Source organism: Citrobacter sp. Cf087 (genome assembly GCF_030334285.1).
Taxonomy (GTDB): Bacteria; Pseudomonadota; Gammaproteobacteria; order Enterobacterales; family Enterobacteriaceae; genus Citrobacter; species Citrobacter freundii.
Genome location: NZ_JAOWED010000022.1, coordinates 1 through 25,143, shown reverse-complemented (window position 1 = coordinate 25,143; position 25,143 = coordinate 1). Strand labels below are relative to the sequence as shown.

Annotated in this window: 20 protein-coding genes; 11 read left to right on the top strand and 9 right to left on the bottom strand. The window is 49.0% G+C overall.

The genetic code is table 11. The annotated features are described in order from the left end of the window. The first annotated feature begins 7 nt into the window (after positions 1–7). The gene (locus OGV57_RS02125; protein ID WP_054528678.1) at positions 8–1,291 is read left to right on the top strand and encodes a putative acyl-CoA thioester hydrolase; all 1,284 of its coding nucleotides are present in this window, start codon (positions 8–10) and stop codon (positions 1,289–1,291) included. A 47-nt stretch (positions 1,292–1,338) separates the two neighbouring features. Here the strand turns inward: OGV57_RS02125 and OGV57_RS02120 are convergent, their stop codons facing one another. Beyond that, positions 1,339–7,044 carry a hypothetical protein gene (locus OGV57_RS02120; RefSeq protein ID WP_226791582.1) on the bottom strand — a complete coding sequence of 1,902 codons (5,706 nt, stop codon included), beginning with the start codon at positions 7,042–7,044 and terminating at the stop codon, positions 1,339–1,341. A 317-nt stretch (positions 7,045–7,361) separates the two neighbouring features. Further along, complete coding sequence (pgl, locus tag OGV57_RS02115) at positions 7,362–8,357, bottom strand: 6-phosphogluconolactonase (RefSeq protein WP_003023041.1); 996 nt, start codon at positions 8,355–8,357, stop codon at positions 7,362–7,364. Positions 8,358–8,522: 165 nt separating this feature from the next. On the opposite strand from pgl, the gene OGV57_RS02110 reads away from it, so the two are divergent. Beyond that, complete coding sequence (locus OGV57_RS02110; protein ID WP_048216686.1) at positions 8,523–9,341, top strand: pyridoxal phosphatase; 819 nt, start codon at positions 8,523–8,525, stop codon at positions 9,339–9,341. Here the strand turns inward: OGV57_RS02110 and modC are convergent, their stop codons facing one another. The 4 genes from modC to OGV57_RS02090 form a co-directional block, all read right to left on the bottom strand. Further along, on the bottom strand, positions 9,342–10,400 hold the full coding sequence (gene modC, locus OGV57_RS02105) for a molybdenum ABC transporter ATP-binding protein ModC (protein WP_054528202.1): 1,059 nt from the start codon (positions 10,398–10,400) through the stop codon (positions 9,342–9,344). Between the two features lie 2 nt (positions 10,401–10,402). Further along, entirely contained in the window at positions 10,403–11,092 is a 690-nt protein-coding gene (gene modB / locus OGV57_RS02100; RefSeq protein WP_003023032.1) for a molybdate ABC transporter permease subunit, read from the bottom strand. Further along, complete coding sequence (gene modA, locus OGV57_RS02095; RefSeq protein WP_003837095.1) at positions 11,092–11,865, bottom strand: molybdate ABC transporter substrate-binding protein; 774 nt, start codon at positions 11,863–11,865, stop codon at positions 11,092–11,094. Before modA ends, modB begins: the two co-directional genes overlap by 1 nt. Positions 11,866–12,064: 199 nt before the next feature. Next, the gene (locus tag OGV57_RS02090) at positions 12,065–12,214 is read right to left on the bottom strand and encodes an AcrZ family multidrug efflux pump-associated protein (protein ID WP_003023026.1); all 150 of its coding nucleotides are present in this window, start codon (positions 12,212–12,214) and stop codon (positions 12,065–12,067) included. Positions 12,215–12,344: 130 nt separating this feature from the next. On the opposite strand from OGV57_RS02090, the gene modE reads away from it, so the two are divergent. The 7 genes from modE to gpmA all read left to right on the top strand — a co-directional run bounded on the left by modE (position 12,345) and on the right by gpmA (position 20,135). After that, positions 12,345–13,133: a molybdenum-dependent transcriptional regulator gene (modE, locus tag OGV57_RS02085; RefSeq protein WP_003023018.1), complete on the top strand. Its 789-nt coding sequence runs from the start codon at positions 12,345–12,347 to the stop codon at positions 13,131–13,133. 67 nt (positions 13,134–13,200) lie between these two features. Then, complete coding sequence (gene modF, locus OGV57_RS02080; protein WP_032938578.1) at positions 13,201–14,673, top strand: molybdate ABC transporter ATP-binding protein ModF; 1,473 nt, start codon at positions 13,201–13,203, stop codon at positions 14,671–14,673. A gap of 217 nt (positions 14,674–14,890) precedes the next feature. Next, positions 14,891–15,907, top strand: a complete 1,017-nt coding sequence (gene galE, locus OGV57_RS02075) for a UDP-glucose 4-epimerase GalE (protein ID WP_003837100.1) — start codon at positions 14,891–14,893, stop codon at positions 15,905–15,907. 9 nt (positions 15,908–15,916) lie between these two features. Then, positions 15,917–16,963 (top strand): galactose-1-phosphate uridylyltransferase, encoded by a 1,047-nt coding sequence (gene galT / locus OGV57_RS02070; protein WP_044701072.1) that lies wholly within the window; start codon positions 15,917–15,919, stop codon positions 16,961–16,963. A 3-nt stretch (positions 16,964–16,966) separates the two neighbouring features. Next, positions 16,967–18,115 carry a galactokinase gene (galK, locus tag OGV57_RS02065; RefSeq protein ID WP_016149810.1) on the top strand — a complete coding sequence of 383 codons (1,149 nt, stop codon included), beginning with the start codon at positions 16,967–16,969 and terminating at the stop codon, positions 18,113–18,115. Continuing rightward, positions 18,109–19,149, top strand: a complete 1,041-nt coding sequence (gene galM, locus OGV57_RS02060) for a galactose-1-epimerase (protein ID WP_016149809.1) — start codon at positions 18,109–18,111, stop codon at positions 19,147–19,149. Before galK ends, galM begins: the two co-directional genes overlap by 7 nt. 233 nt (positions 19,150–19,382) lie before the next feature. Further along, positions 19,383–20,135 carry a 2,3-diphosphoglycerate-dependent phosphoglycerate mutase gene (gpmA, locus tag OGV57_RS02055; RefSeq protein WP_003022999.1) on the top strand — a complete coding sequence of 251 codons (753 nt, stop codon included), beginning with the start codon at positions 19,383–19,385 and terminating at the stop codon, positions 20,133–20,135. Positions 20,136–20,202: 67 nt separating this feature from the next. On the opposite strand, the gene aroG is transcribed toward gpmA, so the two are convergent. Beyond that, entirely contained in the window at positions 20,203–21,255 is a 1,053-nt protein-coding gene (gene aroG, locus OGV57_RS02050; RefSeq protein WP_054528201.1) for a 3-deoxy-7-phosphoheptulonate synthase AroG, read from the bottom strand. A gap of 317 nt (positions 21,256–21,572) precedes the next feature. On the opposite strand from aroG, the gene OGV57_RS02045 reads away from it, so the two are divergent. Next, entirely contained in the window at positions 21,573–21,947 is a 375-nt protein-coding gene (locus OGV57_RS02045) for a YbgS-like family protein (protein ID WP_003022994.1), read from the top strand. 113 nt (positions 21,948–22,060) lie between these two features. Beyond that, positions 22,061–23,002 carry a CDF family zinc transporter ZitB gene (gene zitB / locus OGV57_RS02040; RefSeq protein ID WP_003022992.1) on the top strand — a complete coding sequence of 314 codons (942 nt, stop codon included), beginning with the start codon at positions 22,061–22,063 and terminating at the stop codon, positions 23,000–23,002. On the opposite strand, the gene pnuC is transcribed toward zitB, so the two are convergent. Together pnuC and nadA are read right to left on the bottom strand one after the other, a co-directional pair. Beyond that, a complete protein-coding gene (pnuC, locus tag OGV57_RS02035) occupies positions 22,999–23,718 on the bottom strand; it encodes a nicotinamide riboside transporter PnuC (RefSeq protein WP_003022990.1) in 720 nt (239 codons plus the stop codon). The two genes, zitB and pnuC, sit on opposite strands and share 4 nt — an antisense overlap. Positions 23,719–23,744: 26 nt before the next feature. Continuing rightward, positions 23,745–24,788 (bottom strand): quinolinate synthase NadA, encoded by a 1,044-nt coding sequence (nadA, locus tag OGV57_RS02030; protein ID WP_016149808.1) that lies wholly within the window; start codon positions 24,786–24,788, stop codon positions 23,745–23,747. Between the last annotated feature and the right edge of the window lie 355 nt (positions 24,789–25,143).

Below are 25,143 nucleotides of genomic sequence, written 5' to 3'. Positions count from 1 at the left end.
GCAACCTGTGAACATATCATCAGTTTCCCGTCTGGCGCTGGCAATGGCTTTTGGCGTGACGCTGACCGCCTGTAGCTCTACGCCGCCCGATCAAATTCCTTCCGATCAGACCGCGCCAGGTACCTCTTCGCGCCCGATCTTGTCGGCCAATGAAGCGAAAAACTTCGTTGCTGCGCACTATTTTTCCGCGCTGACGCCAAACACCGCGCCATGGAGCCCTTCTTCAATTTCTTTGCCTGCACAACCTGACTTCGTCGTTGGCCCGGCAGGCACTCAGGGCGTAACCCATACCAGCATTCAGGCTGCGGTGGATGCGGCAATCATCAAACGTACGAACAAACGTCAGTACATCGCGATTATGCCGGGCGAGTATCAGGGCACGGTATACATCCCGGCAGCAACGGGTAGCCTGACGCTGTACGGTATGGGCGAAAAACCGCTGGATGTAAAAATTGGCCAGGCCATTGACGGTGACATGAGCACCGCAGACTGGCGTCGTACGGTGAACCCAGGCGGTAAATATATGCCGGGTAAACCTGCGTGGTATATGTTTGATAATTGCCAGAACAAACGTGGCACAAATATTGGTGTGATGTGTTCTGCCGTCGTCTGGTCGCAAAACAACGGTCTGCAATTGCAGAACCTGACCATCGAAAACAACCTCGGTGACAGCGTTGATGCAGGCAACCACCCGGCCGTTGCACTGCGTACCGATGGCGATAAAGTGCAGATCAACAAGGTCAATATTCTGGGTCGTCAGAATACGTTCTTTGTAACCAACAGCGGCGTACAAAACCGCCTGGAAAACGATCGTCAGCCGCGTACGCTGGTTACCAACAGCTACATTGAAGGCGATGTGGATATTGTTTCCGGTCGCGGCGCCGTGGTGTTCGATAACACCGATTTCCGTGTAGTGAACTCCCGTACCCAGCAGGAAGCCTATGTGTTCGCACCGGCTACTCTGTCAAACATCTACTACGGTTTCCTGGCGATTAATAGCCGCTTTACAGCAAGCGGCGATGGCGTGGCGCAGTTAGGCCGATCGCTGGATGTCGATTCCAACACTAACGGTCAGGTCGTTATCCGTGACAGCGTGATTAACGAAGGCTTTAACATGGCAAAACCATGGGCTGACAGCGTTATCGCAAAACGCCCATTTGCCGGTAATACCGGTGCGGAAGATGACAAAGGTGAAATCCAGCGCAACCTGAACGACACCAACTTCAACCGCATGTGGGAATACAACAACCGCGGTATCGGTAGCAAAGTGGTTGCCGAGCCGAAGCAGTAACAGCGAAAAGGGATGGCTTACCGCCATCCCTGAATATGTCACTCTTTTTATTGCGCCAGCACTGGCCGGTTGCTGTAAAGGCGGTTGAGTTCTTTTCTGCTGAGTCCGCGTTCTGGAGTCTTGCTTTGAAGTAAATCATCTGCAGGCTGTACAGCGGCAGTTTCATTTTCATTACTCAATGATGGCTCCAAAACATGTGGATCGTTATCATCAAGTTGTGTATCAATCCTATCATGCTCTTGCTTCTTTGCCAGCTCTAACATATCTGACATCAATTTATCCATTGATAACTCCTTTATAAAGGCAGGGTCAGTCATAGGTGTAACTTTAGCATCTAAGAATGTACTTAAAACAGTAGCATCGTGGGTTTCAATAGTCATATTAGTAGTCACTAGATTTGGGATAAACAGTTCCTTGGGCTTTGTCCCTTCAGAAAGACTGTAACTGGTTGACGTAATAGCATTGTCTTTTATTCTTACTACCTGAAGACATCCATTATATATACGATATGCAAGCCCCTCATCAGGTATTAACCCCCCTGGTCCTACTAGCATACGACGATACATAGACAAAAAATCTTCATAACTCGCCTTAATGTTCACCAGACTATTTTTTTTATCGCTCGGCACTTCCATGTCATGGATTACATTAGCAAACTCATTACTGTGCAATAAATATTCAGCCTTTGATTTCAGAATATTAGCCATAGCATCAATTTTTTCTTTCCTATTAAAATTGGGGGCAATAGCCTTAATAGACTTGCTTGGTGTCAATTTATAGCTAGCAACTTTAAAAATATCAGTTTTATTTTTATGTTTATTTATATATTTACTTGCACTTTCATTTATATTTATTTTCACATAGCGAATAAGAGCTTGAGTAAGTATTTCATCTTTTAAATCTGAATTGAGAACTTTATCAACAAATTGGTCATGATAAAGCTCCATAAAAGCAACGCTATCGACCTTATTTTGTAGAGAAGACACTCGCCAAGACTGGAGGCCGTCTATTGACTGAACAGATCCCTTTGGAATATCTGGCGAAAATGAATATTTACCATTATCACCAATTAATAATTTGAGGTTTGTACCAATCGATAGCGATTTTTCAGGCGTCAAATCGGAACTTGGTGCATTTACTGTCTCTTTGACTTTTTGAGACTGGTGCACACCATCTGTTGATATCACGGATTCATCATGACGTTTAATTTTGTCGGTATTCTGGCTATTTTCTACTACTTTTTCATTTTTTTGAATATAAATTTCATTGCTGTTGTTGACACGCGAACGGGAGGACTCCTGTAGACGGCGGATTTCCCGGCCACTCATCGTTTTGCCAATTACATTATTTTCTTGCAATGATTGAGACGGCGCCAAGGTTCGCAGCGGCAACTCCTGCGAAATATTCTCGCTTACCGGTGACAACACGGATTCCACAGAAACAGCTGCTGTGGGTTTATCCGTACCCGTTTTAGGTAGTGAAACATTGTCATCTTGTACAAGAGCATCAATCATATCATCAAGATAATCTCTAGGTCTCGCCACATCCGACAGATCGTCACTTATCTCATTATCACCAAATGCAGAAATGCTACCCAGTGATGGGTCTGAGTACTTTTCTCCAAAAAATTGATTAAATTTCTTCTTGAAATCCGAGTTAGTTTCAATCATTTTAAAATCAAAGTAGGAGTTGCCGTCAGAATTATCACAATTATATTTTTCATCTTGATAAACCTCCAACAAACCGCTGTTCTTTAATCTAAAATTATTAATCACCTCAACAAATTGAGTTTTATCTACCCCCATTTTTTCAAGTATTGAAAGATCATATTTATAAAGTTGAGATTCAATATTCACCTCACTGATATCATCATTTTTAATAACTTCCTGCGCAATACGACCAGTGGGAACAACAACATCAAGTAATACTCTTGAATTGTTAACACTGGTTTTTACTTCCTCTTGCCACATAAATTTATCTTTAAAACTTGTCGTTTCATTAATAACGGGGTAATTAAATTTATTTTTCACATCGATAGTAACATCTGCCCCACTATATCTTTTTTTAACAAATAATTCATTTAGTGGCAAATCAACTCCATTTTTAAACTTTATAGATGTTAGTCCATTTGAACGGAAACCTTCAACGTCGGGAGATAATAGCGATTTTATTTGTACGGTTGATTCATCCTTCAATAGATAAGGAGCACCTGAGTCTACCCTGGATGCAACAAATAAAAGATCTGCCATAAAACGAAGAAAAATTCCGCCTTCACTCTTCAACTCAATATAATTTTCTGCAAGAATATTTCTAACTTCACTCTCATTACTTTTGCAAAACTCAGAAATAACTTTGCTTGAAAAGTTATTGCCATTATTTTTATATTCTTCAAAAACACCCGGAAACTTATTGACAATGGTCATTAATCTCGGATCAAGACCTTTAGTCTCACTATTGATAATGGGAATTCTATTACCAGAATTAATACTGATAATGTTCTCCTGACCAGGATTATTTTCATTTTCCGCTATTTGCGGCTTAAAATAGCTTTCGATCTTGCTAGTAGTACTATCTATCAGCTTTTGCTGAGATATACCTCCAACTTGCTCGCGAAAATCATCCAATTCCGATGGTGTCATGCTTCTTATATAATCAAATCTGTTTTCATTTATTAATGAATCAATATATTCGATAAAACCTTCATGTGAAGAACGGGTTGTTTTCGCCTCCTCTACTTGCTTAAAATACTCATAGAAATGAGAAGCAGCCAACCCTCTCTCATATTTCTTATAAATACAACCAGGAATAGTATAAATCTTACCATTCACCCCCGGTATTTTAAGATCCCCATTGCCAGATATTGGTTTATATTCTGTTGCAAGTTCATCGAGCTTACCATTGGAGTCATAAAAATATTTAACCTCGACCTTAAGAAATTTTTTATGTTCTGCATCTCCTTGCTTTTCCAACTTAGTGACACACATACCTTTTTCAGTAAACTCAACACCATCATAGGGGATACTAATTTTTTTAAAAATTGACTTTTGCCGTTCAATTTCTTTAAGCATCTCTTTTTTTTCTGCTCTATCAGAGGTTTTCCTTGCCATTTCCTCAAGAGCATTTACATTTTTTAACGTATATACTTCATTATTAAATGTTATTTTAAACTCAGGAGTATTCGGCTCCACAGGAACAGTTGAACCAGTCGATACTGTAGATGTATTTGAAACAATGGTTTCTTTACCAGAATTTAACCCTACAATCAGTGCATCCTCTACAGATTCACTGGCTCGCCCCATTTCTTCTTCGTTTGACAACATATCGATAAACAGTTCTTTCTCTACTGGCTCAGTGGCTTGCCCCACTACTGCGTCGGTTGCCAACAGCTCAAAGAGCGGGTCTTCCGCTCCTGATTCACTGGATTGCTCTACTTCTTCTTCACTTGGCAACATATCGATAAACAGGTCTGGCTCACTGGCTTGATTCACTACAGCTTCAGTTGTCTGTGTATCAACAATATGCTCATTCGCTTCAGGCTGACTGGGTTGCCCTACTGTAGCGTTAGTTTTTGCATTTTGTGGTAAATCACTAACCCATTTTAGAAACTCATTAACTCTTTTTGCCTGTTTCTCAGTTGCGCGACATTGTTCTTTAGATTCTTTATTCTGATGATGGCTTAGCGCCATTTCGTTTACAGAAGTTAATTTATCGTCATTAAGCGTGCTGATCTCTCTAAGCGCATGAGATGAAAATGTAAAAGCGGCACCTTTTATATCGACCATTTTTTCTATTGACGAAAGCAAATACTTCAACTGACTTTCTCTGGTAATTGCCAGATGATGATATTTTCTGGCTAACTCCCTGTTGCCCGATGTATGTTCTTTACTTGAATACGAGGCATACTTATCCCACGCCATAGCAGATTCTTGTTGTAAAAAAAGAACTTTATCTTTCGGCGATAAGTCATGGTAGTATGACCTCACGACAGAGAAGTCTTTTATAGCATCTTTAACTGCAAAAGACTCAATGTGGTTATCCAGCCAGGCAATTTGCTGTCTTGAACTTTCTCGCTCATATTTGTTTTTAAGTTCGTGAAGCCCAGATATCTTGCTATCTCTCAATTCCCTGAGCGTATTAATACCTTTCTGAGAAAACTCATTTTCTACATTATTGTTTTTAAGACACACCGCAACCATACTCGCCATACTACCGGGTTCTGGTTCTGCTTCGGTGATATTTTTCAACTCTATTTTAAGTGAGATAATTTCTTTACGATATGCTTTATTTTTTAACAGATTCAATTGTCTGGCTAGTTTACCAATCTCTTGTCCGTATTCTAAAGTTTTGGCATCATCATCCGTGATGCCATTATCCTCCAGATGATTGAGTAACTCCTTTTCCTTTCGTTTCAGTTCACTCTTTATTTTTTTTGGATTCAGGGATGCCAGACCCTCTAACTTAGAAATAGCCTTTTTGATATTTTCCGATCTTGACGACAATACTTTAACATCTTGTATATTGCTAAAATCATTACTGTTAACCATGGTACTCAAGGCGGATAGATAGCCAGAATCAGCATATACAGTATCAATATAGTTCTTGAATTTATCACTACTATAAATTGTCGGAAGATATTTTTCCGCATCAGATTGTGATATATTTTCAACCCATCCTTTTTTTATAACATTCTCAATAGCAGCACAACGGAGTTTATCTTTATCTGTCCAGCCTTTCATTGTTTTTGCGGACCAGTCCGTACACAGTGCATCAATCCCTTTCGCGTAGTTTTTTTTAGCCGTAGACCGCGTTAGAGCCTGAGAATCTGCATGGCGTTTACTTTGTTGTAGCGCTTCTATATTCTTTCCATTGGAATAATGGAACATAGAATCGATATTATTCTGCAAATGATACAGCTTATCCTTTCCAAAAAACTCCTTAACATCAGCATCTATTCCTATACCTATAACCCTGGCAGGAACACCACTGCCAAATTCATGAACAAGAGATTTTACATATTCACTGACTTTATTCTCTTGAGAATATCTTGATGTATCCAGAAGTGTGGGGAAGTGTGTCTCTAAAGATTCTTTTCCATATAACACGCCGAGAGGAAGTGCATTATTTTCGTTAAGAATGATATTCTGGCTTTTCTCACGGATAAATAACTTTAAATTCGCAATATTATTTGGCTTGTCAAAAGTACTATATTTTGCCTCAGGCTCCTGCCAGGCAATTATATTATCCCATGAAATGATCTTACCGTTATATTGAATTCCTTTAGTACTGATTAATTTATTTCCTTTACTATCGGTGGCACTTTCAGCAATGAGTGTCATTCTCTCTTTTCTGTCTAACGTTCTGGCAAATGTAGTCCCATCATCCTTCTCGACCAAGGAATAGTGGACCAGAGCATTACCAACATGTTTAGCTGGTACATGTAAATTAAGGGTACCCTTGCCATCACCGCTGCCAGAATCAAGGGTCAAGGTTCCCATGACACTAACCTGCGATTTTAGAGGCACATTAATAGTCGCCGTAGCTTCACTTTTCGGTCGACAATCAGAAAGACGTCGAATGGTGTGACATGTTTCGGCTCTGGAAAGTTTTTGGCCTGATAGATTAGATACAGATTGAATGTTATCCCTAAAGTTGTCTACCGTTTTGTTTCTGTGTAATTGTTTCGGAATTGAATTTTGTACTTCAGGTACAGCGCGACATTGGCTTCCAGCATTCAATAAATAAATTTCGCTCATATTATCCCCCAGAAAATAATCCATTTAACTATCAATGTTTTGAATAAATCACAGCAAGAATATATGTAGAATCTATTCTTTTCACCGTATAGAATCTCATACTCTTTGAATGGAAAATTTCAAAAAACGCTCCATTTTCCGAAAATTTTTTACGCAAAAATTCATTGATATTTAATGCAGAAAAAAGGAAGAAACTAAATCGTCAGCAGAAACGCAAGTCCAGCCTACTGTAGAAGGGAATTAAACAAGCAGAAACAGTAAAAGTATTTGCAATCAATCTTAAAGATAGCGACGCCCGCTAACGGGCGTCGCTATTGTTAGTACGCGTTAACCACCACCCACATCGGGCCTTGTCCTACCGCGTAACGACCGTTCTCTGTCAACAGTCCTTGTTCGCCTGCAATCTTATACACCGCGATATGGTGCGATTTTTGCCCGGCGGCAATCAGGTATTTTCCGCTGTGATCGATATTAAAACCACGTGGCTGAGTTTCGGTAGGCTGGAAACCCTCTTTAGTCAGTACGCTACCGTCTTCAGACACGCTAAAGACCGTAATCAGGCTGGCGGTGCGATCACAGGCATACAGATGACGCCCATCAGGTGTGATATGAATATCTGCTGCCCAACGGGTATCAGCGAAATCTGCAGGCATCATATCCAGCGTCTGCACACACTCAATTTTGCCGTACGGATCTTTCAGCTCCCATACATCAACAGAGCTGTTCAGTTCGTTCACACAGTAGGCATATTGCTTATTCGGATGGAACGCCATATGACGCGGGCCCGCGCCTTCCACGGTAGTCACTTCAGCCGGTTCCTGCGCGACCAGATGGCCATCATCGCTTACGTCAAACAGGCAGATACGATCCTGTTTCAACGCCGGAACCCACAGGGTACGGTTATCCGGAGAGATGTTGGCTGAGTGGCAACCATCCAGACCCTCAACCACGTCAACCAGTTCCACCGGCAGACCATCTTCCAGACGCGTGACGCTCACGCTGCCAGCGTTATAAGAACCCACAAACACGAAACGTCCCTGATGATCGGTAGAAATATGCGTCGGGCTACCCGGCAGCGCAGACTCTGCCGCGAAGGTCAGCGCACCGTCATCAGGCGCAATACGATAAGCCAACACGCGAAACTCCGGGCGCACGCCAACATAGAGGTAACGCTTATCCGGGCTGACGACCATCGGCTGTACCTGACCCGGCACATCAACCACCTGTGTCAGCGTCAGAGAACCATCGTGATTCAGGCTCCAGACGTGGATTTGCTGACTTTCAGGGCTGGCGGTATAAACGGTTTGCTTCATGAATACTCCTTTGCTTTTTGGCAGGTGGCTGCAATTGCCTGACACACGCCTAAGGTAGACGCTTTTAACGGTGAATGCTTAATTAAGGCTCAGAATTTTGTCCGGCTCCCGTCTCGGTGTACCATTCCAACAGACATAATTCTCAACCTTAATCTGGATAAACCTATGACCGCACGCGTGATTGCCCTGGATTTAGACGGTACCCTCTTGACCCCGAAAAAAACCTTGCTGCCATCCTCTCTCGAAGCGCTCTCGCGCGCCAGAGAAGCAGGCTACCAACTTATCATTGTCACAGGTCGCCATCACGTTGCTATTCATCCTTTTTATCAGGCACTGGCGCTGGATACACCTGCAATTTGCTGTAACGGTACCTATTTGTATGATTATCAAGCAAAAAAGGTGCTGGAATCCGATCCCCTTCCGGTAGACCAGGCATTACAGCTGATCGAAATGCTGGATGAACATCAGATCCACGGGCTGATGTATGTGGATGAGGCCATGCTGTATGAGCGCCCGACCGGGCATGTAGTGCGTACCGCTAACTGGGCACAAACGCTGCCGCCGGAACAGCGCCCGACCTTCACCCAGGTTCCTTCGCTGGCGCAGGCAGCGCATGACGTTAACGCCGTCTGGAAATTTGCTCTGACCGACGAAGATATTCCGAAACTGCAGCAGTTTGGCCGGTATGTCGAGCAACATCTGGGGCTGGAGTGTGAATGGTCCTGGCACGATCAGGTCGACATTGCCCGTAAAGGCAACAGTAAAGGACGACGCTTGACCCAGTGGATAGAAGCACAGGGCGGGTCAATGGAAAACGTGATTGCCTTTGGCGATAACTTTAACGATATCAGCATGCTGGAAGCCGCAGGCACCGGCGTAGCCATGGGCAACGCGGATGACGCGGTCAAAGCACGCGCCAACATCGTGATTGGTGATAACACCACCGACAGCATCGCGAAATTTATCTACTCTCACCTGCTGTAATCAGGCGGTAATCGATACGCTCTTAATTTGCGCGTACAGCCACAGGCCAGGTTTGATACCCAGTTCATCCCTGGCCCATGGGCTGATCTTCGCCCACAGCGTCTTACCGCCCACCTCAAGCTGAACTTCCACCTGACCGTTGTCGTCATAGCAGTGCGCGACTTTTGCCCGGAGAACATTACGAATACTGGTCTGTTGCGGCGGTTGCAGTACCAATGAAACATCAGAGGCCTGAATACGAATACGCAGCGCGGTTTGCAGCGGTTGCTCCAGCTTGTTGACCCACAGATGCTGATCGCCAAGCGCCAGCGCGGTCATCGCGTAGTGTGGATGATGTTCCAGCACGCTGACTTTCAGAATACTGCTTTGCTGTTCCTTAGGCAGCCAGGGGTGCATCACGCTGCTGCCCCAGACATCTTCCAACGAACCAAACGCTTTGACCTGCCCGTTTTCCAGCACCATCACTTTATCTGCCAGGTGCAAAATCTCATCAAGCGAGTGGCTGACGTACAGCATCGGAATATTAATTTCCCGCGCCAGGCGTTGCAGATAAGGCAGCAGTTCGCGTTTACGCGGTATATCCAGAGAGGCTAACGGCTCATCAAGCAGCAATAACTCAGGCGCGGTCAGCAGCGCCCGACCGATGGCGACACGCTGCTTTTCACCGCCAGAAAGACCGCCTGGCAGACGGTCAAGCAGCGGTTCAATGCCCAACAACGCCACCAGCTTATCAAACTGTCCGGCCATGCTTTTCGCCATTCCGTAACGCAGGTTGCCGCGCACTTTATAGTGCGGGAACAGGCGCGCATCCTGGAAAACATAGCCCACCCGGCGTTTTTCCGGCGTTAAACAGATACCGTTCTCGACGTCGTTTAACACCCGACCGTTGAGCACGATGCGCCCGGACTGCGGCTGCGTCAGACCACTGATGGCGTTAATCAGTGAGGTTTTGCCCGCACCGGAAACGCCAAAAATAGCGGTGATGCCGCTCGCTGGCAGCGTTTCGTTGAGCGTCAGACAATGCGTCCCCAGCGTCTGAGAGAAATTAAGTTCAAGCATGATTATCGCCCCGTCCGCTCACGGCTAATACGCGCCAGCCATTCAGAAATCAGCAGCGAAATCAGCGCCAACACAATGGAAATGATACATAACCTCGCCGCCGCGCTTTCGCCGCCGGGAGTTTGGATCAGAGTATACATCGCCGAAGGAATGGTGCGGGTTTCACCAGGAATATTGGAAACAAAGGTAATGGTTGCACCAAATTCCCCAAGGGAACGCGCAAACGCCAGCACCGTACCAACAATAATACCGGGCAGCATCAGCGGTAACGTAATGGTCATAAATACGCGCCAGCGTCCGGCTCCCAGCGTGCGGGCCGCCTGCTCCAGCTTGACGTCGACACCTTCCAGCGCCAGACGAATAGCCCGCACCATGAGCGGGAAGGACATCACCGCAGCGGCCAGCACCGCCCCACGCCAGCTAAAGGCAAAAGTGATGCCAAACCAGTCGTACAGCCATTCGCCAATGAATCCGCGCCGTCCCATAGAGACCAACAGCAGATACCCCACCACCACAGGCGGCAGAACCAGCGGCAAATGCAGTACGCTGTCGAGCAGCGCTTTGCCTGGGAACTTGCATCGCACCAGTAGCCAGGCAAAGAAGATCCCAAATGGCAGACTAAACAACACGGCCAGGGAAGAAACTTTCAGGCTCAGTATAACGGCCTGCCATTCAGGATCGGTCAGTATCATTACTTGGTCGTAAATCCATAACGTTTAAAGATTTCAGCAGCCTGCGGTCCTTTCAGGTAATCATAGAACGCGCTAACCGTTGCGTTTTTGTGCCCATCAACAATCGCGATAGGGTATTCCACTTTTTTGTGCGAATCTTCCGGGAAGGTCGCCACAACTTTTACGCCCTTGCTGGCGACGGCGTCAGAACCATAGACGATCCCCAGCGGCGCTTCGTTACGCTCTACCAGCGCCAGCGCACCGCGCACGTCTTCAGCAGGAGCCAGTTTCGGGGCCAGGGTATCCCATGCACCCAGTTTTTGCAGCGCTTCTTTGGCATAAATGCCTGCCGGAACATGTTCCGGATCGCCAACAGCCAGGCGTCCACCGTTCAACAGACTGGTCCAGTTGGTTTTGCTGTCGATGGTGAAATCTTTCTGTGCGCTGGCTTTCGGCGCAACCACCACCAGGCTGTTACCCAACAGCGTTTCACGCGTTGCGTTATCAATCGACTTCTTGTCTACCGCGTAGTCCATCCATTTCTGATCGGCAGAAATAAACAGATCGGCCGGTGCGCCTGCTTCAATCTGACGCGCCAGTGTGGAAGAAGAAGCAAAAGAGGAGACAACATCAACGTTCTTCTCTTTTTTATATTGCGTTGCAATGTCCTGCATCGCGTTGGTCAGCGAAGCCGCTGCGAAAACGGTAATCTTTCCTTCATCCGCCAGCGCATGTCCGGCAACAGTAAGAGAAAGTGTTGCCCCTGCAAACAAGCGTAACCATGTACGTGCCATCTGTAACTCCTTTGCGTTTCGTTATGTAGGCGCAAATATAACGATTAAACCAGGATTTTCCCAGTGGTTATTGATACCAATTAGAGGTTACACAAAGAAAATATCGGCAGGGAAAGTAGGATCTTGAGAAACTGTAGCGAGAGAAAACGAGTAGGAAGGCAAAAAATATAAACGCCCGACTGAGCGGGCGTTTGGGGAATCAATGATTCTGTCTGGACTGGTCTTTTTGACCGATACCGGAGAAAATGTTGAACACTTCACCCAGTCCGTAAATCAGACCCAGAATGATGGCCATTACCACAGGTACCATGATTACGGCGAATACCAGACTTTTCAATAACTCTAACATGGTCAACTCCAGATATAGTCCTTAGTTGTATTCTAACCACATAACGCAGAAAAGCACTCCCCTTTTGTGCGGTCGGCTTTGCTCAGGCGCGGTTTTCCGTCACAATACCCTTTTTTGCCAGGAGCTTGTGATGCAGGCCGAAATCCTTCTTACGCTGAAACTTCAGCAAAAACTGTTTGCTGACCCCCGTCGCATTTCTCTGCTTAAGCACATTGCGCTTTCCGGTTCCATCAGTCAGGGCGCGAAGGATGCAGGTATCAGCTACAAAAGCGCCTGGGATGCGATTAACGAAATGAACCAGCTCAGCGAGCAGACGCTGGTTGAACGTGCCACAGGCGGTAAAGGCGGCGGTGGCGCGGTGTTAACGCGCTATGGCCAACGTTTAATCCAGTTATATGATTTACTGGCGCAAATCCAACAAAAAGCTTTTGATGTGTTGAGCGATGACGATGCGCTACCGCTCAACAGCCTGCTGGCAGCTATCTCGCGTTTTTCACTGCAAACCAGCGCCCGTAACCAGTGGTTTGGCACCATTACCGCTCGCGACCACGATCAGGTCCAGCAGCATGTTGACGTCCTGCTGGCCGATGGCGAAACGCGCCTGAAAGTGGCAATCACTGCGCAAAGCGGCGAGCGTCTGGGTCTTGAGGAAGGCAAAGAAGTACTGATTTTGCTGAAAGCGCCGTGGGTGGGAATCACTCAGGACGACGCCATCGCTCAGGCTGCCGATAACCAGTTGCAGGGCACGATTAGCCATATTGAACGCGGTGCGGAACAGTGTGAAGTGCTGATGACGTTGCCAGATGGCCAGACGCTCTGCGCGACGTTGCCGATAGATCAGACCCACACATTAACTGAAGGCGCTAACGTCACAGCATATTTTAATGCGGACAGAGTGATTATCGCCACACTGTGCTGAGTTAATTGACATCAGCCTGAAGAACACGTATCCCTGTTATTCATCGCTGCAAATAATGGGATACAAAATGTCATCGTTGCAAATTTCGCAAGGCATGTTTCGTCTTAGCGACACAAAAACGCTCCAGTTAGATGCGTTGACGTTAAACGCGGGTGATAGCTGGGCGTTTGTTGGCTCTAATGGTAGCGGGAAATCTGCGCTGGCCCGCGCGCTGGCGGGCGAGTTGCCGCTCCTGAAAGGCGAACGCCGCTGCCAGTTCACACGTATTACCCGACTCTCCTTTGAGCAGCTCCAAAAGCTGGTCAGCGACGAGTGGCAGCGGAACAACACCGATCTTCTTAGTCCCGGTGAAGACGACACAGGGCGCACCACCGCAGAAATCATTCAGGATGAGGTCAACGATCCCGCCCGCTGCGCTGCGCTGGCGCAGCAGTTTGGCATTTCAGCCCTACTCAACAGGCGTTTCAAATACCTTTCCACCGGTGAAACACGCAAAACTCTGCTCTGCCAGGCATTAATGTCCACGCCAGATTTGCTGATCCTTGATGAACCCTTTGACGGGCTGGACGTCGCGTCCCGCCGCCAGTTAGCAGAACTGCTCGATGAGCTACACCAGGCCGGTTTAACGCTGGTACTGGTGCTTAATCGCTTTGATGAAATTCCCGAATTCGTGCAGTTTGCCGGCGTGCTTGCCGATTGCACACTGACGGAAACCGGCGCAAAAATCGACCTTCTGCAACAGGCATTAATCGCTCAGCTTGCCCATAGCGAGCGGCTGGAAGGCATCCAGTTACCCGAGCCGGATGAGCCTTCAGTACGCCACACATTGTCAGATAACGAGCCGCGCATTGTGCTTAACGATGGCACCGTCTCGTATAACGATCGCCCTATCCTGCATCATCTGAGCTGGCGGGTAAATCCGGGGGAACACTGGCAAATCGTCGGCCCCAACGGTGCGGGGAAATCAACCCTGCTCAGTTTAATCACCGGCGATCATCCCCAGGGATATAGCAACGACCTGACCCTGTTTGGCCGACGCCGGGGCAGCGGTGAAACTATCTGGGATATCAAAAAACACATTGGCTATGTCAGCAGCAGCCTGCATTTGGATTACCGGGTAAGTACAACAGTTCGCAACGTTATTCTCTCCGGTTATTTCGATTCAATCGGCATTTATCAGGCCGTCTCCGACAGGCAGCACAAGCTGGTACAGCAGTGGCTGGATATTCTTGGCATCGATAAACGTACCGCGGATGCGCCATTTCATAGTCTTTCCTGGGGACAACAGCGGCTGGCATTGATTGTTCGTGCTCTGGTGAAACATCCTACATTGCTGATCCTCGATGAACCCTTGCAAGGATTAGATCCGCTCAACCGCCAACTGATCCGTCGGTTTGTGGATGTCCTGATCGGTGAAGGCGAAACTCAGCTTTTGTTCGTCTCTCATCACGCCGAAGATGCCCCGGCCTGCATTACCCATCGGCTAGAGTTTGTACCCGAGGGAGATATCTACGGCTATCGACAAACTTCTCTGCGTTAATTTTCATGCCAGGGCGTTTATCACGCCCTTTTTTCTGCTTTTTTTTCAGACAATCGCTGTAATAACAACCTAACATAATGATTTATAATAAATTAACTAGCAGCGTCGAGTGAAAATCCTGGAGTGTAAACGATTCCACTAATTTATTCCGTGTCACACTTTTCGCATCTTTGTTATGCTATGGTTATTGCATACCATAGGCTTAACGGAGCGAATTATGAGAGTATTGGTTACAGGTGGTAGCGGTTACATTGGAAGCCACACTTGCGTGCAGTTGCTGAAAAACGGTCACGAGGTGGTGATCCTGGATAATCTCTGCAACAGCAAGCGCAGCGTACTGCCCGTCATTGAGCGTTTAGGCGGCAAGCATCCGACCTTCGTGGAAGGAGACATCCGTAACGAAGCGCTGATAACCGAAATTCTGCACGATCATGCCATTGATACGGTCATCCATTTTGCCGGTTTAAAAGCCGTTGGAGAATCCGTTGCCAAGCCGCTGGAGTACTATGACAACAACGTCAACGGCACTCTGCGTCTGGTGAATGCAATGCGCGCAGCCAACGTGAAAAACTTTATTTTCAGCTCCTCCGCGACCGTCTATGGCGATCAGCCGCAAATTCCTTACGTTGAAAGCTTCCCCACCGGCACGCCACAAAGTCCGTACGGCAAAAGCAAGCTGATGGTGGAACAGATCCTGACCGATCTGCAAAAAGCTCAGCCCGACTGGAGCATTGCCCTGCTGCGCTACTTTAACCCTGTTGGCGCTCATCCGTCAGGAGATATGGGGGAAGATCCGCAAGGTATTCCAAACAACCTGATGCCTTACATCGCGCAGGTTGCCGTTGGCCGCCGCGAGTCTCTTGCCATATTTGGCAATGACTACCCTACTGAAGATGGCACCGGCGTACGCGACTACATCCATGTGATGGATCTCGCCGACGGCCACGTTGCCGCCATGGAAAAACTGGCAGGCATTCAGGGTGTGCATATTTATAACCTCGGTGCAGGCATCGGCAGCAGCGTGCTGGACGTGGTCCACGCCTTCAGCAAAGCCTGTGGTAAACCGGTGAATTACCACTTCGCCCCGCGCCGTGAAGGCGATCTTCCAGCCTACTGGGCTGATGCCAGCAAAGCCGATCGCGAGCTCAACTGGCGCGTGACCCGCACATTGGATGAAATGGCACAAGATACCTGGCACTGGCAGTCACGCCACCCACAGGGATATTCGGATTAAGGACCAATCATGACGCAATTCAATCCTGTCGATCATCCACACCGCCGTTTTAACCCGCTCACCGGGCAGTGGATCCTCGTATCACCGCATCGCGCCAAACGCCCGTGGCAAGGGGCGCAGGAAACTCCGTCTAAGCAGGTACTACCTGCACATGACCCGGACTGCTTCCTGTGCGCTGGCAATACGCGCGTTACCGGCGACAAAAACCCGGATTACACCGGGACCTATGTCTTTACCAATGACTTTGCGGCGCTGATGTCCGATACCCCCGACGCGCCGGACAGTCACGATCCGTTGATGCACTGCCAGAGCGCGCGCGGTACCAGCCGCGTGATTTGCTTCTCACCCGATCACAGCAAAACGTTGCCGGAACTCAGCGTCCCTGCACTGACAGAAATCGTAAAAACGTGGCAGGAGCAGACCGAAGACTTAGGGAAAACCTATCCCTGGGTGCAGGTATTTGAGAATAAAGGCGCAGCGATGGGGTGCTCGAACCCACACCCACACGGACAAATTTGGGCCAACAGCTTTTTGCCTAACGAAGCCGAACGTGAAGATCGCCTGCAGAAAGCGTACTTCGCCGAACAAGGCGCGCCAATGCTCGTTGATTACGTCCAGCGAGAACTGGCGGATGGCAGCCGTACGGTTGTTGAAACCGAGCACTGGCTGGCGGTTGTACCTTACTGGGCCGCGTGGCCGTTCGAAACGCTGCTGCTGCCGAAAGCGCATGTGCTGCGTATTACCGATTTGAGCGACGAACAGCGGGCTGACCTGGCGCTGGCGTTGAAAAAACTGACCAGTCGTTATGACAATCTGTTCCAGTGTTCATTCCCCTACTCCATGGGCTGGCACGGCGCACCGTTTAACGGTGAAGAAAACCAACACTGGCAGTTGCATGCACACTTTTATCCGCCGCTGCTGCGTTCCGCGACTGTGCGTAAATTTATGGTCGGATATGAAATGCTGGCAGAAACCCAGCGCGACCTGACGGCAGAACAAGCGGCTGAACGACTGCGTGCGGTCAGCGACATCCATTTTCGCGAATCCGGAGTTTAAATAATGAGTCTGAAAGAAAAAACACAATCTCTGTTTGCAGAAACATTTGGCTACCCTGCCACCCATACTATTCAGGCACCGGGTCGTGTAAACCTGATCGGCGAGCATACCGATTATAACGACGGCTTCGTTCTGCCTTGCGCCATCGACTATCAAACCGTTATCAGTTGTGCGGCACGCGACGATCGAAAAGTCCGCGTGATCGCCGCTGATTACGACAATCAGATTGATGAGTTCTCGCTTGATGCGCCGATTATCGCCCACGACAGCCAGCAGTGGTCAAACTACGTGCGTGGCGTAGTGAAACATCTGCAAAAGCGCAATAACACCTTTGGCGGCGCTGATCTGGTGATCAGCGGTAACGTCCCACAGGGCGCGGGGTTAAGTTCTTCTGCCTCGCTGGAAGTCGCTGTGGGTACGGTATTCCAGCAGCTCTATCATCTGCCGCTCGACGGCGCGCAGATAGCCCTGAACGGTCAGGAAGCTGAAAACCAGTTTGTCGGCTGTAACTGCGGCATTATGGATCAGTTGATCTCGGCACTTGGTAAGAAAGATCATGCGCTACTGATCGACTGCCGAACGCTTGGCACCAAAGCAGTTTCTATGCCTGAGGGCGTAGCGGTGGTGATCATCAACAGTAACTTTAAACGTACGCTGGTCGGTAGCGAATACAACACCCGTCGCGAACAGTGTGAAACCGGCGCGCGTTTCTTCCAGCAGCCAGCGCTGCGTGATGTTAACCTTGAAGCGTTTAACGCCGTCGCCCACGAATTGGATCCGATCGTCGCCAAACGCGTTCGCCACGTGATCACGGAAAATGCGCGTACCGTTGAAGCAGCACAGGCGCTGGAAAAAGGCGACCTGCTGCGTATGGGCCAACTGATGGCGGAATCTCACGCCTCAATGCGCGATGACTTTGAAATTACCGTGCCGCAAATTGATACGCTGGTTGAGATTGTCAAAGCGACCATTGGCGATAAAGGCGGTGTACGCATGACCGGCGGCGGCTTCGGCGGCTGTATAGTGGCGCTGATCCCGCAAGATTTGGTGCCAGCCGTACAGCAAGCTGTAGCTGAGCAGTACGAAGCAAAAACTGGAATTAAAGAAACATTCTACGTCTGCAAACCTTCTCAAGGAGCCGGACAATGTTAAACGAAATCCCCGTGCAGGCTCCGGACGGTCAGCCGTTTCGCCTGCTCACCCTGCGCAATGACGCAGGGATGGTGGTCACGCTGATGGACTGGGGCGCGACCCTACTCTCTGCGCGTATTCCGCTCAGCGATGATAGCGTGCGCGAAGCATTACTCGGTTGTGCCAGCCCGGAACAATACCCGGGACAGGCTGCATTTCTGGGGGCCTCGATTGGTCGCTACGCTAACCGTATCGCCAACAGCCGCTATACATTTGCTGGCGAAACCGTTGAATTAATACCAAGTCAGGGCGACAACCAGCTGCACGGCGGGCCGGACGGTTTTGACAAACGTCGCTGGCAGATAGTCAATCAAAATGACCGCCAGGTGCTGTTCGCCTTAACGTCTGACGATGGCGATCAGGGCTTCCCTGGCCATCTTTGCGCTACCGTGCAGTATCGCCTGACTGACGATAATCGTATTTCGATAACCTACCGCGCCACGGTCGATAAGCCCTGCCCGGTGAATCTGACGAATCACGTTTATTTCAACCTCGACGGTGACAAAACGGATGTGCGCCAACACAAGCTGCAAATCCTCGCCGACGAGTACTTGCCGGTTGATGAAATGGGCATCCCGCACGACGGACTGAAATCCGTCGCTGGTAGCACTTTCGATTTCCGTACGCCTAAGATCATCAGCAGTGAATTTCTTGCCGATGACGATCAGCGCAAGGTAAAAGGTTACGATCACGCCTTCCTGCTCCAGGCACAGGGCAATACGCATACGCCGGTCGCTCGACTGTGGTCCCAGGATGAAAAACTGCAGATGGAGGTCTACACCTCCGCCCCGGCATTACAGTTTTATTCCGGGAATTTCCTCGGCGGTACGCCATCCCGTGGTCCTGATGCCTACGCCGACTGGCAAGGTCTGGCACTGGAAAGCGAGTTCCTGCCGGACAGCCCGAACCATCCGGAATGGCCGCAGCCAGACTGCTTCCTGCGTCCTGGCGAAGAGTACGCCAGCGTGACGGAATACCGGTTTATTCCAGCTTAATTGTTCCCCCCTCCCAGGCCCGATGACGTAACGTATCGGGCCTGTTGCTTGTTTATCACAGTAGAACCGCTCAAATCCCCACCGTTCAAAGACAAAATCGCAACCTTGAGTTCACAAGAACCTTACACTGTGGCGCTATTTTCGCTATGGTTATGCGTAAGGATTGCCGCTGACGCATTACGGCAATATAATGAGAATTATTATCATTAAATATGATTTATAGGAGTGAGTGTATGGCTGTAACTAAGCTGGTTCTGGTACGTCACGGTGAAAGTCAGTGGAACAACGAGAACCGTTTTACCGGTTGGTATGACGTTGATCTGTCCGAGAAAGGTGTGGGCGAAGCAAAAGCGGCAGGTAAACTGCTGAAAGAGGAAGGCTACAGCTTCGATTTTGCTTATACCTCTGTGCTGAAACGTGCCATTCACACCCTGTGGAACGTACTGGACGAACTGGATCAGGCCTGGCTGCCAGTTGAGAAATCCTGGAAACTGAACGAACGTCATTACGGCGCGCTGCAGGGTCTGAACAAAGCTGAAACCGCTGAAAAATACGGTGACGAGCAGGTTAAACAATGGCGTCGCGGCTTTGCGGTAACGCCACCGGAACTGACCAAAGATGACGAGCGTTATCCGGGTCACGATCCGCGTTATGCGAAGCTGACCGACAAAGAGTTACCGGTTACCGAAAGCCTGGCGCTGACCATCGATCGCGTTATCCCCTACTGGAACGAAACCATTCTGCCGCGCATGAAAAGCGGTGAGCGTGTGATTATCGCCGCTCACGGTAACTCTCTGCGTGCGCTGGTTAAATACCTGGATAACATGGGCGAAGATGAGATCCTTGAACTGAACATTCCGACCGGCGTACCGCTGGTATATGAGTTCGACGAAAACTTCAAACCGATCAAACACTACTATCTGGGTAACGCTGACGAGATCGCCGCAAAAGCTGCGGCCGTTGCGAACCAGGGTAAAGCGAAGTAATTTCTTCGCGACACATAAAAAAGCGCGGATTATCCGCGCTTTTTTATTTTTCTGGAAGGCTAACGTTTTAACCGCGACGCGCTTTTACCGCATCCGCCAACTGGCGCAGCACCGCATCGGTGTCTTCCCAGCCAATGCAGGCGTCAGTGATGCTCTTACCGTAGGTCAGCGGCTCGCCGCTATCCGGGTTCTGATTACCCTCGACCAGATGGCTTTCGATCATCACGCCAATAATCGCTTTTTCTCCACCAGCGACTTGTCCGCAAACGTCTTTCGCAACATCCATCTGCTTTTTGAACTGCTTGCAGGAGTTGGCATGGCTAAAGTCGATCATCACTTGTGCAGAGAGCCCTGCTTTGATCAGACCTTCTTTCACGTCGGCAACGTGCTGAGCGCTGTAGTTAGGTTCTTTGCCGCCGCGCAAAATAATATGGCAATCGCCGTTACCGCTGGTATTCACGATCGCTGAATGACCCCATTTGGTCACAGACAGGAAGCAGTGTGGCGCCCCTGCTGCGTTGATTGCATCAATCGCAACTTTGATCGTGCCATCGGTACCGTTTTTAAAACCAACCGGGCAAGACAGACCTGATGCCAGCTCGCGGTGTACTTGAGACTCAGTGGTACGAGCCCCAATCGCGCCCCAACTCATCAAGTCGGCGAGGTATTGCGGCGTGATCATATCGAGGAACTCACCCGCAGCCGGCAATCCGCTATCGTTGATATCCAGCAGCAATTTACGTGCAATGCGCAGCCCATCGTTGATTTGGAAGCTGTTGTCCATGTGCGGATCGTTGATAAGCCCTTTCCAGCCGACGGTGGTTCGCGGTTTTTCAAAATAGACGCGCATGACAATTTCAAGCTCGCCTTTTAACTCTTCGCGCAGCGCCAGCAGGCGGGCGGCGTACTCTTTAGCGGCTGCCGGTTCATGAATAGAGCACGGCCCAATCACCACTAACAGGCGATCATCGCTCCCTTTCAGAATTTTATGAATCGCCTTACGGGCATGAGCCACCGTGTTTGCGGCATTTTCAGTAGCGGGGAATTTTTCCAGCAATGCGACTGGCGGTAATAACTCGTTGATCTCTTTAATGCGTAAATCGTCGTTCTGATAATTCATGATTATTCCAGCGTTGCCATACTTATATAAATGAATGCAATCCCTCCAATCTATATCTTCAGTCATAAAGTGTAAACGGGGTTTTACACTTTGGACGGATTAATCCTGGAATTGGCCAAAAAAACACAATAAAGTAGCGAAAAACGAGATCCAACCTACAATTTATAACTGTAACAGCTTTAATTTTCAGAAATTTCAAGATTCTATGCTGGGTTTAATTTCTCAGGCAAAACTATTAACCACATATTGATGATGTAACTGGCACATGCACTGTTGGAAGACGTTATCCGACATATCGACCATAACAGGAGCATATTATGCATATGACAAAGCTGGCTTCACTCTTTCTTACCGCTACACTCAGCCTCGCCAGCGGCGCGGCGCTGGCTGCTGAAACCAATACGCAGTCCAATAACGGCCAGGCAAATTCCTCGGCGGATGCCGGTCAGGTCGCCCCAGACGCACGCGAAAACGTGGCACCAAATAACGTCGACAACAGTAACGTGAATTCGGGTGGCACAATGCTGCACCCGAACGGTTCATCAATGAACCATGAAGGGATGACCAAAGACGAGATGCACAAGAACACCATGTGTAAGGACGGTCGCTGCCCTGATGTGAATAAGAAGGTTGAGACCGGAAACGGCATTAATAATGATGCCGAGACAAAAACTGATGGCACTACGCAGTAACGCTGAAAATAAAGCTAATAACGGGAGAGCAATAGCTCTCCTTTTTAATTTTATCATCCCAAAAACGGTATGATGGCATACAGTAAAGATGAGAATAACAAAGGGATGGCATAATGGCGCACTCGCATACTCATAATTCCTCTGAGCAACCCAAGGACAATAATGCCCGCCGCTTGATGTTTGCATTCTGCATTACAGCCGGATTTATGTTGGTTGAAGTGGTAGGTGGAATACTTTCAGGTTCACTGGCCTTGCTGGCTGATGCCGGGCATATGCTCACTGATGCCGCAGCGCTCCTTTTCGCGCTGCTGGCCGTCCGGTTTTCCCATCGACCGCCCACAATACGACACACCTTCGGCTGGCTGAGGCTCACGACACTGGCCGCGTTTGTTAATGCCATCGCATTGGTCGTGATCACCATTTTAATCGTCTGGGAAGCCATTGAGCGCTTCCATACGCCCCGCCCCGTGGCAGGCGGCATGATGATGGTTATAGCTGTCGCGGGTTTACTCGCCAACGTGCTGGCTTTTTGGGTTCTACACCGCGGCAGTGAGGAGAAAAACCTGAACGTCCGCGCCGCGGCACTACATGTGATGGGCGATTTACTCGGCTCGGTCGGGGCGATCATCGCTGCGCTTATTATTATCTGGACGGGCTGGACGCCTGCGGACCCGATTCTCTCGATTCTGGTTTCCGTGCTGGTACTGCGCAGCGCCTGGCGACTGTTAAAGGATAGCGTTAATGAATTACTGGAAGGTGCCCCGCTGACGCTGGATATTGCCGCACTGCAGCGCCATCTCAGCCGGGATATCCCCGAAGTCCGCAATGTACACCATGTCCATGTCTGGATGGTGGGTGAAAAACCGGTAATGACGCTGCATGTGCAGGTGATCCCGCCGCACGATCATGATGCCCTGCTGGAACGTATTCAGCATTTCCTTATCCACCACTACCAGATTGAACACGCGACGATCCAGATGGAGTATCAGCCGTGCAATGGGCCGGACTGCCACCTGTACCAAGGCGTGTCCGGCCATTCACATCATCACCATTAATGGGACAGCGCGCGGGAACCCCGCTCACGCGCGCTGTTAATCCACATCCTGCTACCATTCAGGGCGATAACCGTCAGGATCATATACTCCAGCGACATGGCATATACGCCTTGTAGGGCGAAAATCACTACGCTTATTACGTTAATGATCACCCACAGCAGCCAGTTTTCGACGTATTTGCGCGTCATCAGGATCATCGCCGCAATCGACAACACCATCATGCAGGAGTCCCAGAACGGGAATGCATCGGGTTGCAACTCAGGCACAACAACCTGTAATCCTAATGCCTGCATAATGTTCACCGCAATGCGGGTCAGGAATGCAAAGACCGGATCGATATAGACCGACATCAGACCGATCGCTACCACGCAAGCCGCCAGCCAGCCGATCGCTTTTGGTAACGGCAGCCAGCGAATTTTCAGTTCCGCTTCATGCTGGTTAGTTTGCCTGGACCAGGCATACCAGCCGTAGATGTTGGCGGCAAAGAAGAAAACTTGCAGCAACAGGCTTGCATAGAGCTGGATCTGAAAGAAGATAATCGCAAACAGCGTGACGTTTATCAGGCCGAAGAAGTAATTGCTTATTTTCTCAAGACTCGCCAGACCAATACACAGCAACCCGGCGATCGTCCCCACAGCTTCGATCCACGACAGATCGTAACCGCCAGCGCCGATCGGAATATGTACCAGAATGTTCTGCGTGCTAAAAAAGTCCATCTTTTCCCCCAGAGCAAAAAAATTAATTAAGCTCGAAGTGTAGCCGCAAATTCCAACATGCGGTTTAACGGCAACAACGCCCCTTCTCGCAGCGCAGCATCAACATGTATCTCATGAGCCGCTCCGCCTTGTTCCAGGCCCTCAGCAATCGCCTTGAGGCCGTTCATCGCCATCCACGGACAATGCGCACAGCTGCGACAGGTTGCCCCCTCGCCAGCCGTCGGCGCTTCAAGCAATTCTTTATCCGGAACGGCCTGCTGCATTTTGTAAAAAATGCCCCGGTCAGTCGCCACAATCAGTTGTTGATGCGGTAACGATTTAGCTGCGTTGATTAACTGGCTGGTTGAGCCAACCGCATCGGCCATATCAACGATAGACTGAGGGGACTCCGGGTGCACCAACACCGCAGCATCAGGATAAAGCCCCTTCATGCGTGTTAAAGCCTGAGTTTTAAATTCGTCGTGGACGATACAGGCCCCCTGCCAACAAAGAACGTCTGCACCGGTCTGTTTTTGCACGTAGTTGCCCAGATGTCTGTCCGGAGCCCAGATGATTTTTTCACCTATACTATCAAGGTGCTCAATAAGTTCTACCGCGATACTGGACGTGACAACCCAGTCCGCCCGCGCTTTAACGGCAGCGGAGGTATTGGCGTAAACCACCACGGTACGATCAGGATGCGCATCGCAAAACGCGCTGAAAGCATCAATCGGACAACCCAGATCTAATGAACATTCCGCCTGTAAGGTCGGCATCAGGATGGTCTTTTCCGGGCTGAGGATTTTGGCGGTTTCCCCCATAAACCTCACTCCTGCAACCAACAGCGTAGAGGCAGAATGTTTTGAGCCGAACCGCGCCATCTCCAGAGAATCAGAAATACAGCCACCGGTCTCTTCGGCCAATTGCTGAATTTCAGGATCGGTGTAATAGTGCGCGACCATAACGGCATCACGCTCTTTCAACAGGCGCTTGATTTTTTCACGATAAAATTGCTTTTCATCCACACTCAGCGGGGCTGGCTTCGGCGGAAACGGATAAATTGCTGCTTCTGGATCAAACATCACGCTCATCTTGCTTTCTCGTTTTACTAGCTTAACGAAATAACCGATTAAAAGCGTGACGCACGCCGTATTCGGTTAGATTTGTTTTATATGCTAAACAAGATAGCGGATTGGCGTAAGAAAGTCACAATAATTGCGTGTGATGAATGCCGGATGGCGACTGACGTCTTATCCGGCCTACGTGAATAGTGTCGTCTGTAGGACTGATAAGCGAAGCGCATCAGGCAAGCAGGTTCGAATCGTTGATTCTGCGCATAGCAAAAAGGCGCCTTTAGGGCGCCTTTTTACACTGGTGGGGCGTGCAGGATGACTCGCTACGCTCGCCCTTCGGGCCATCGCCGTAAACGGCTCCGTTGTCTCACTT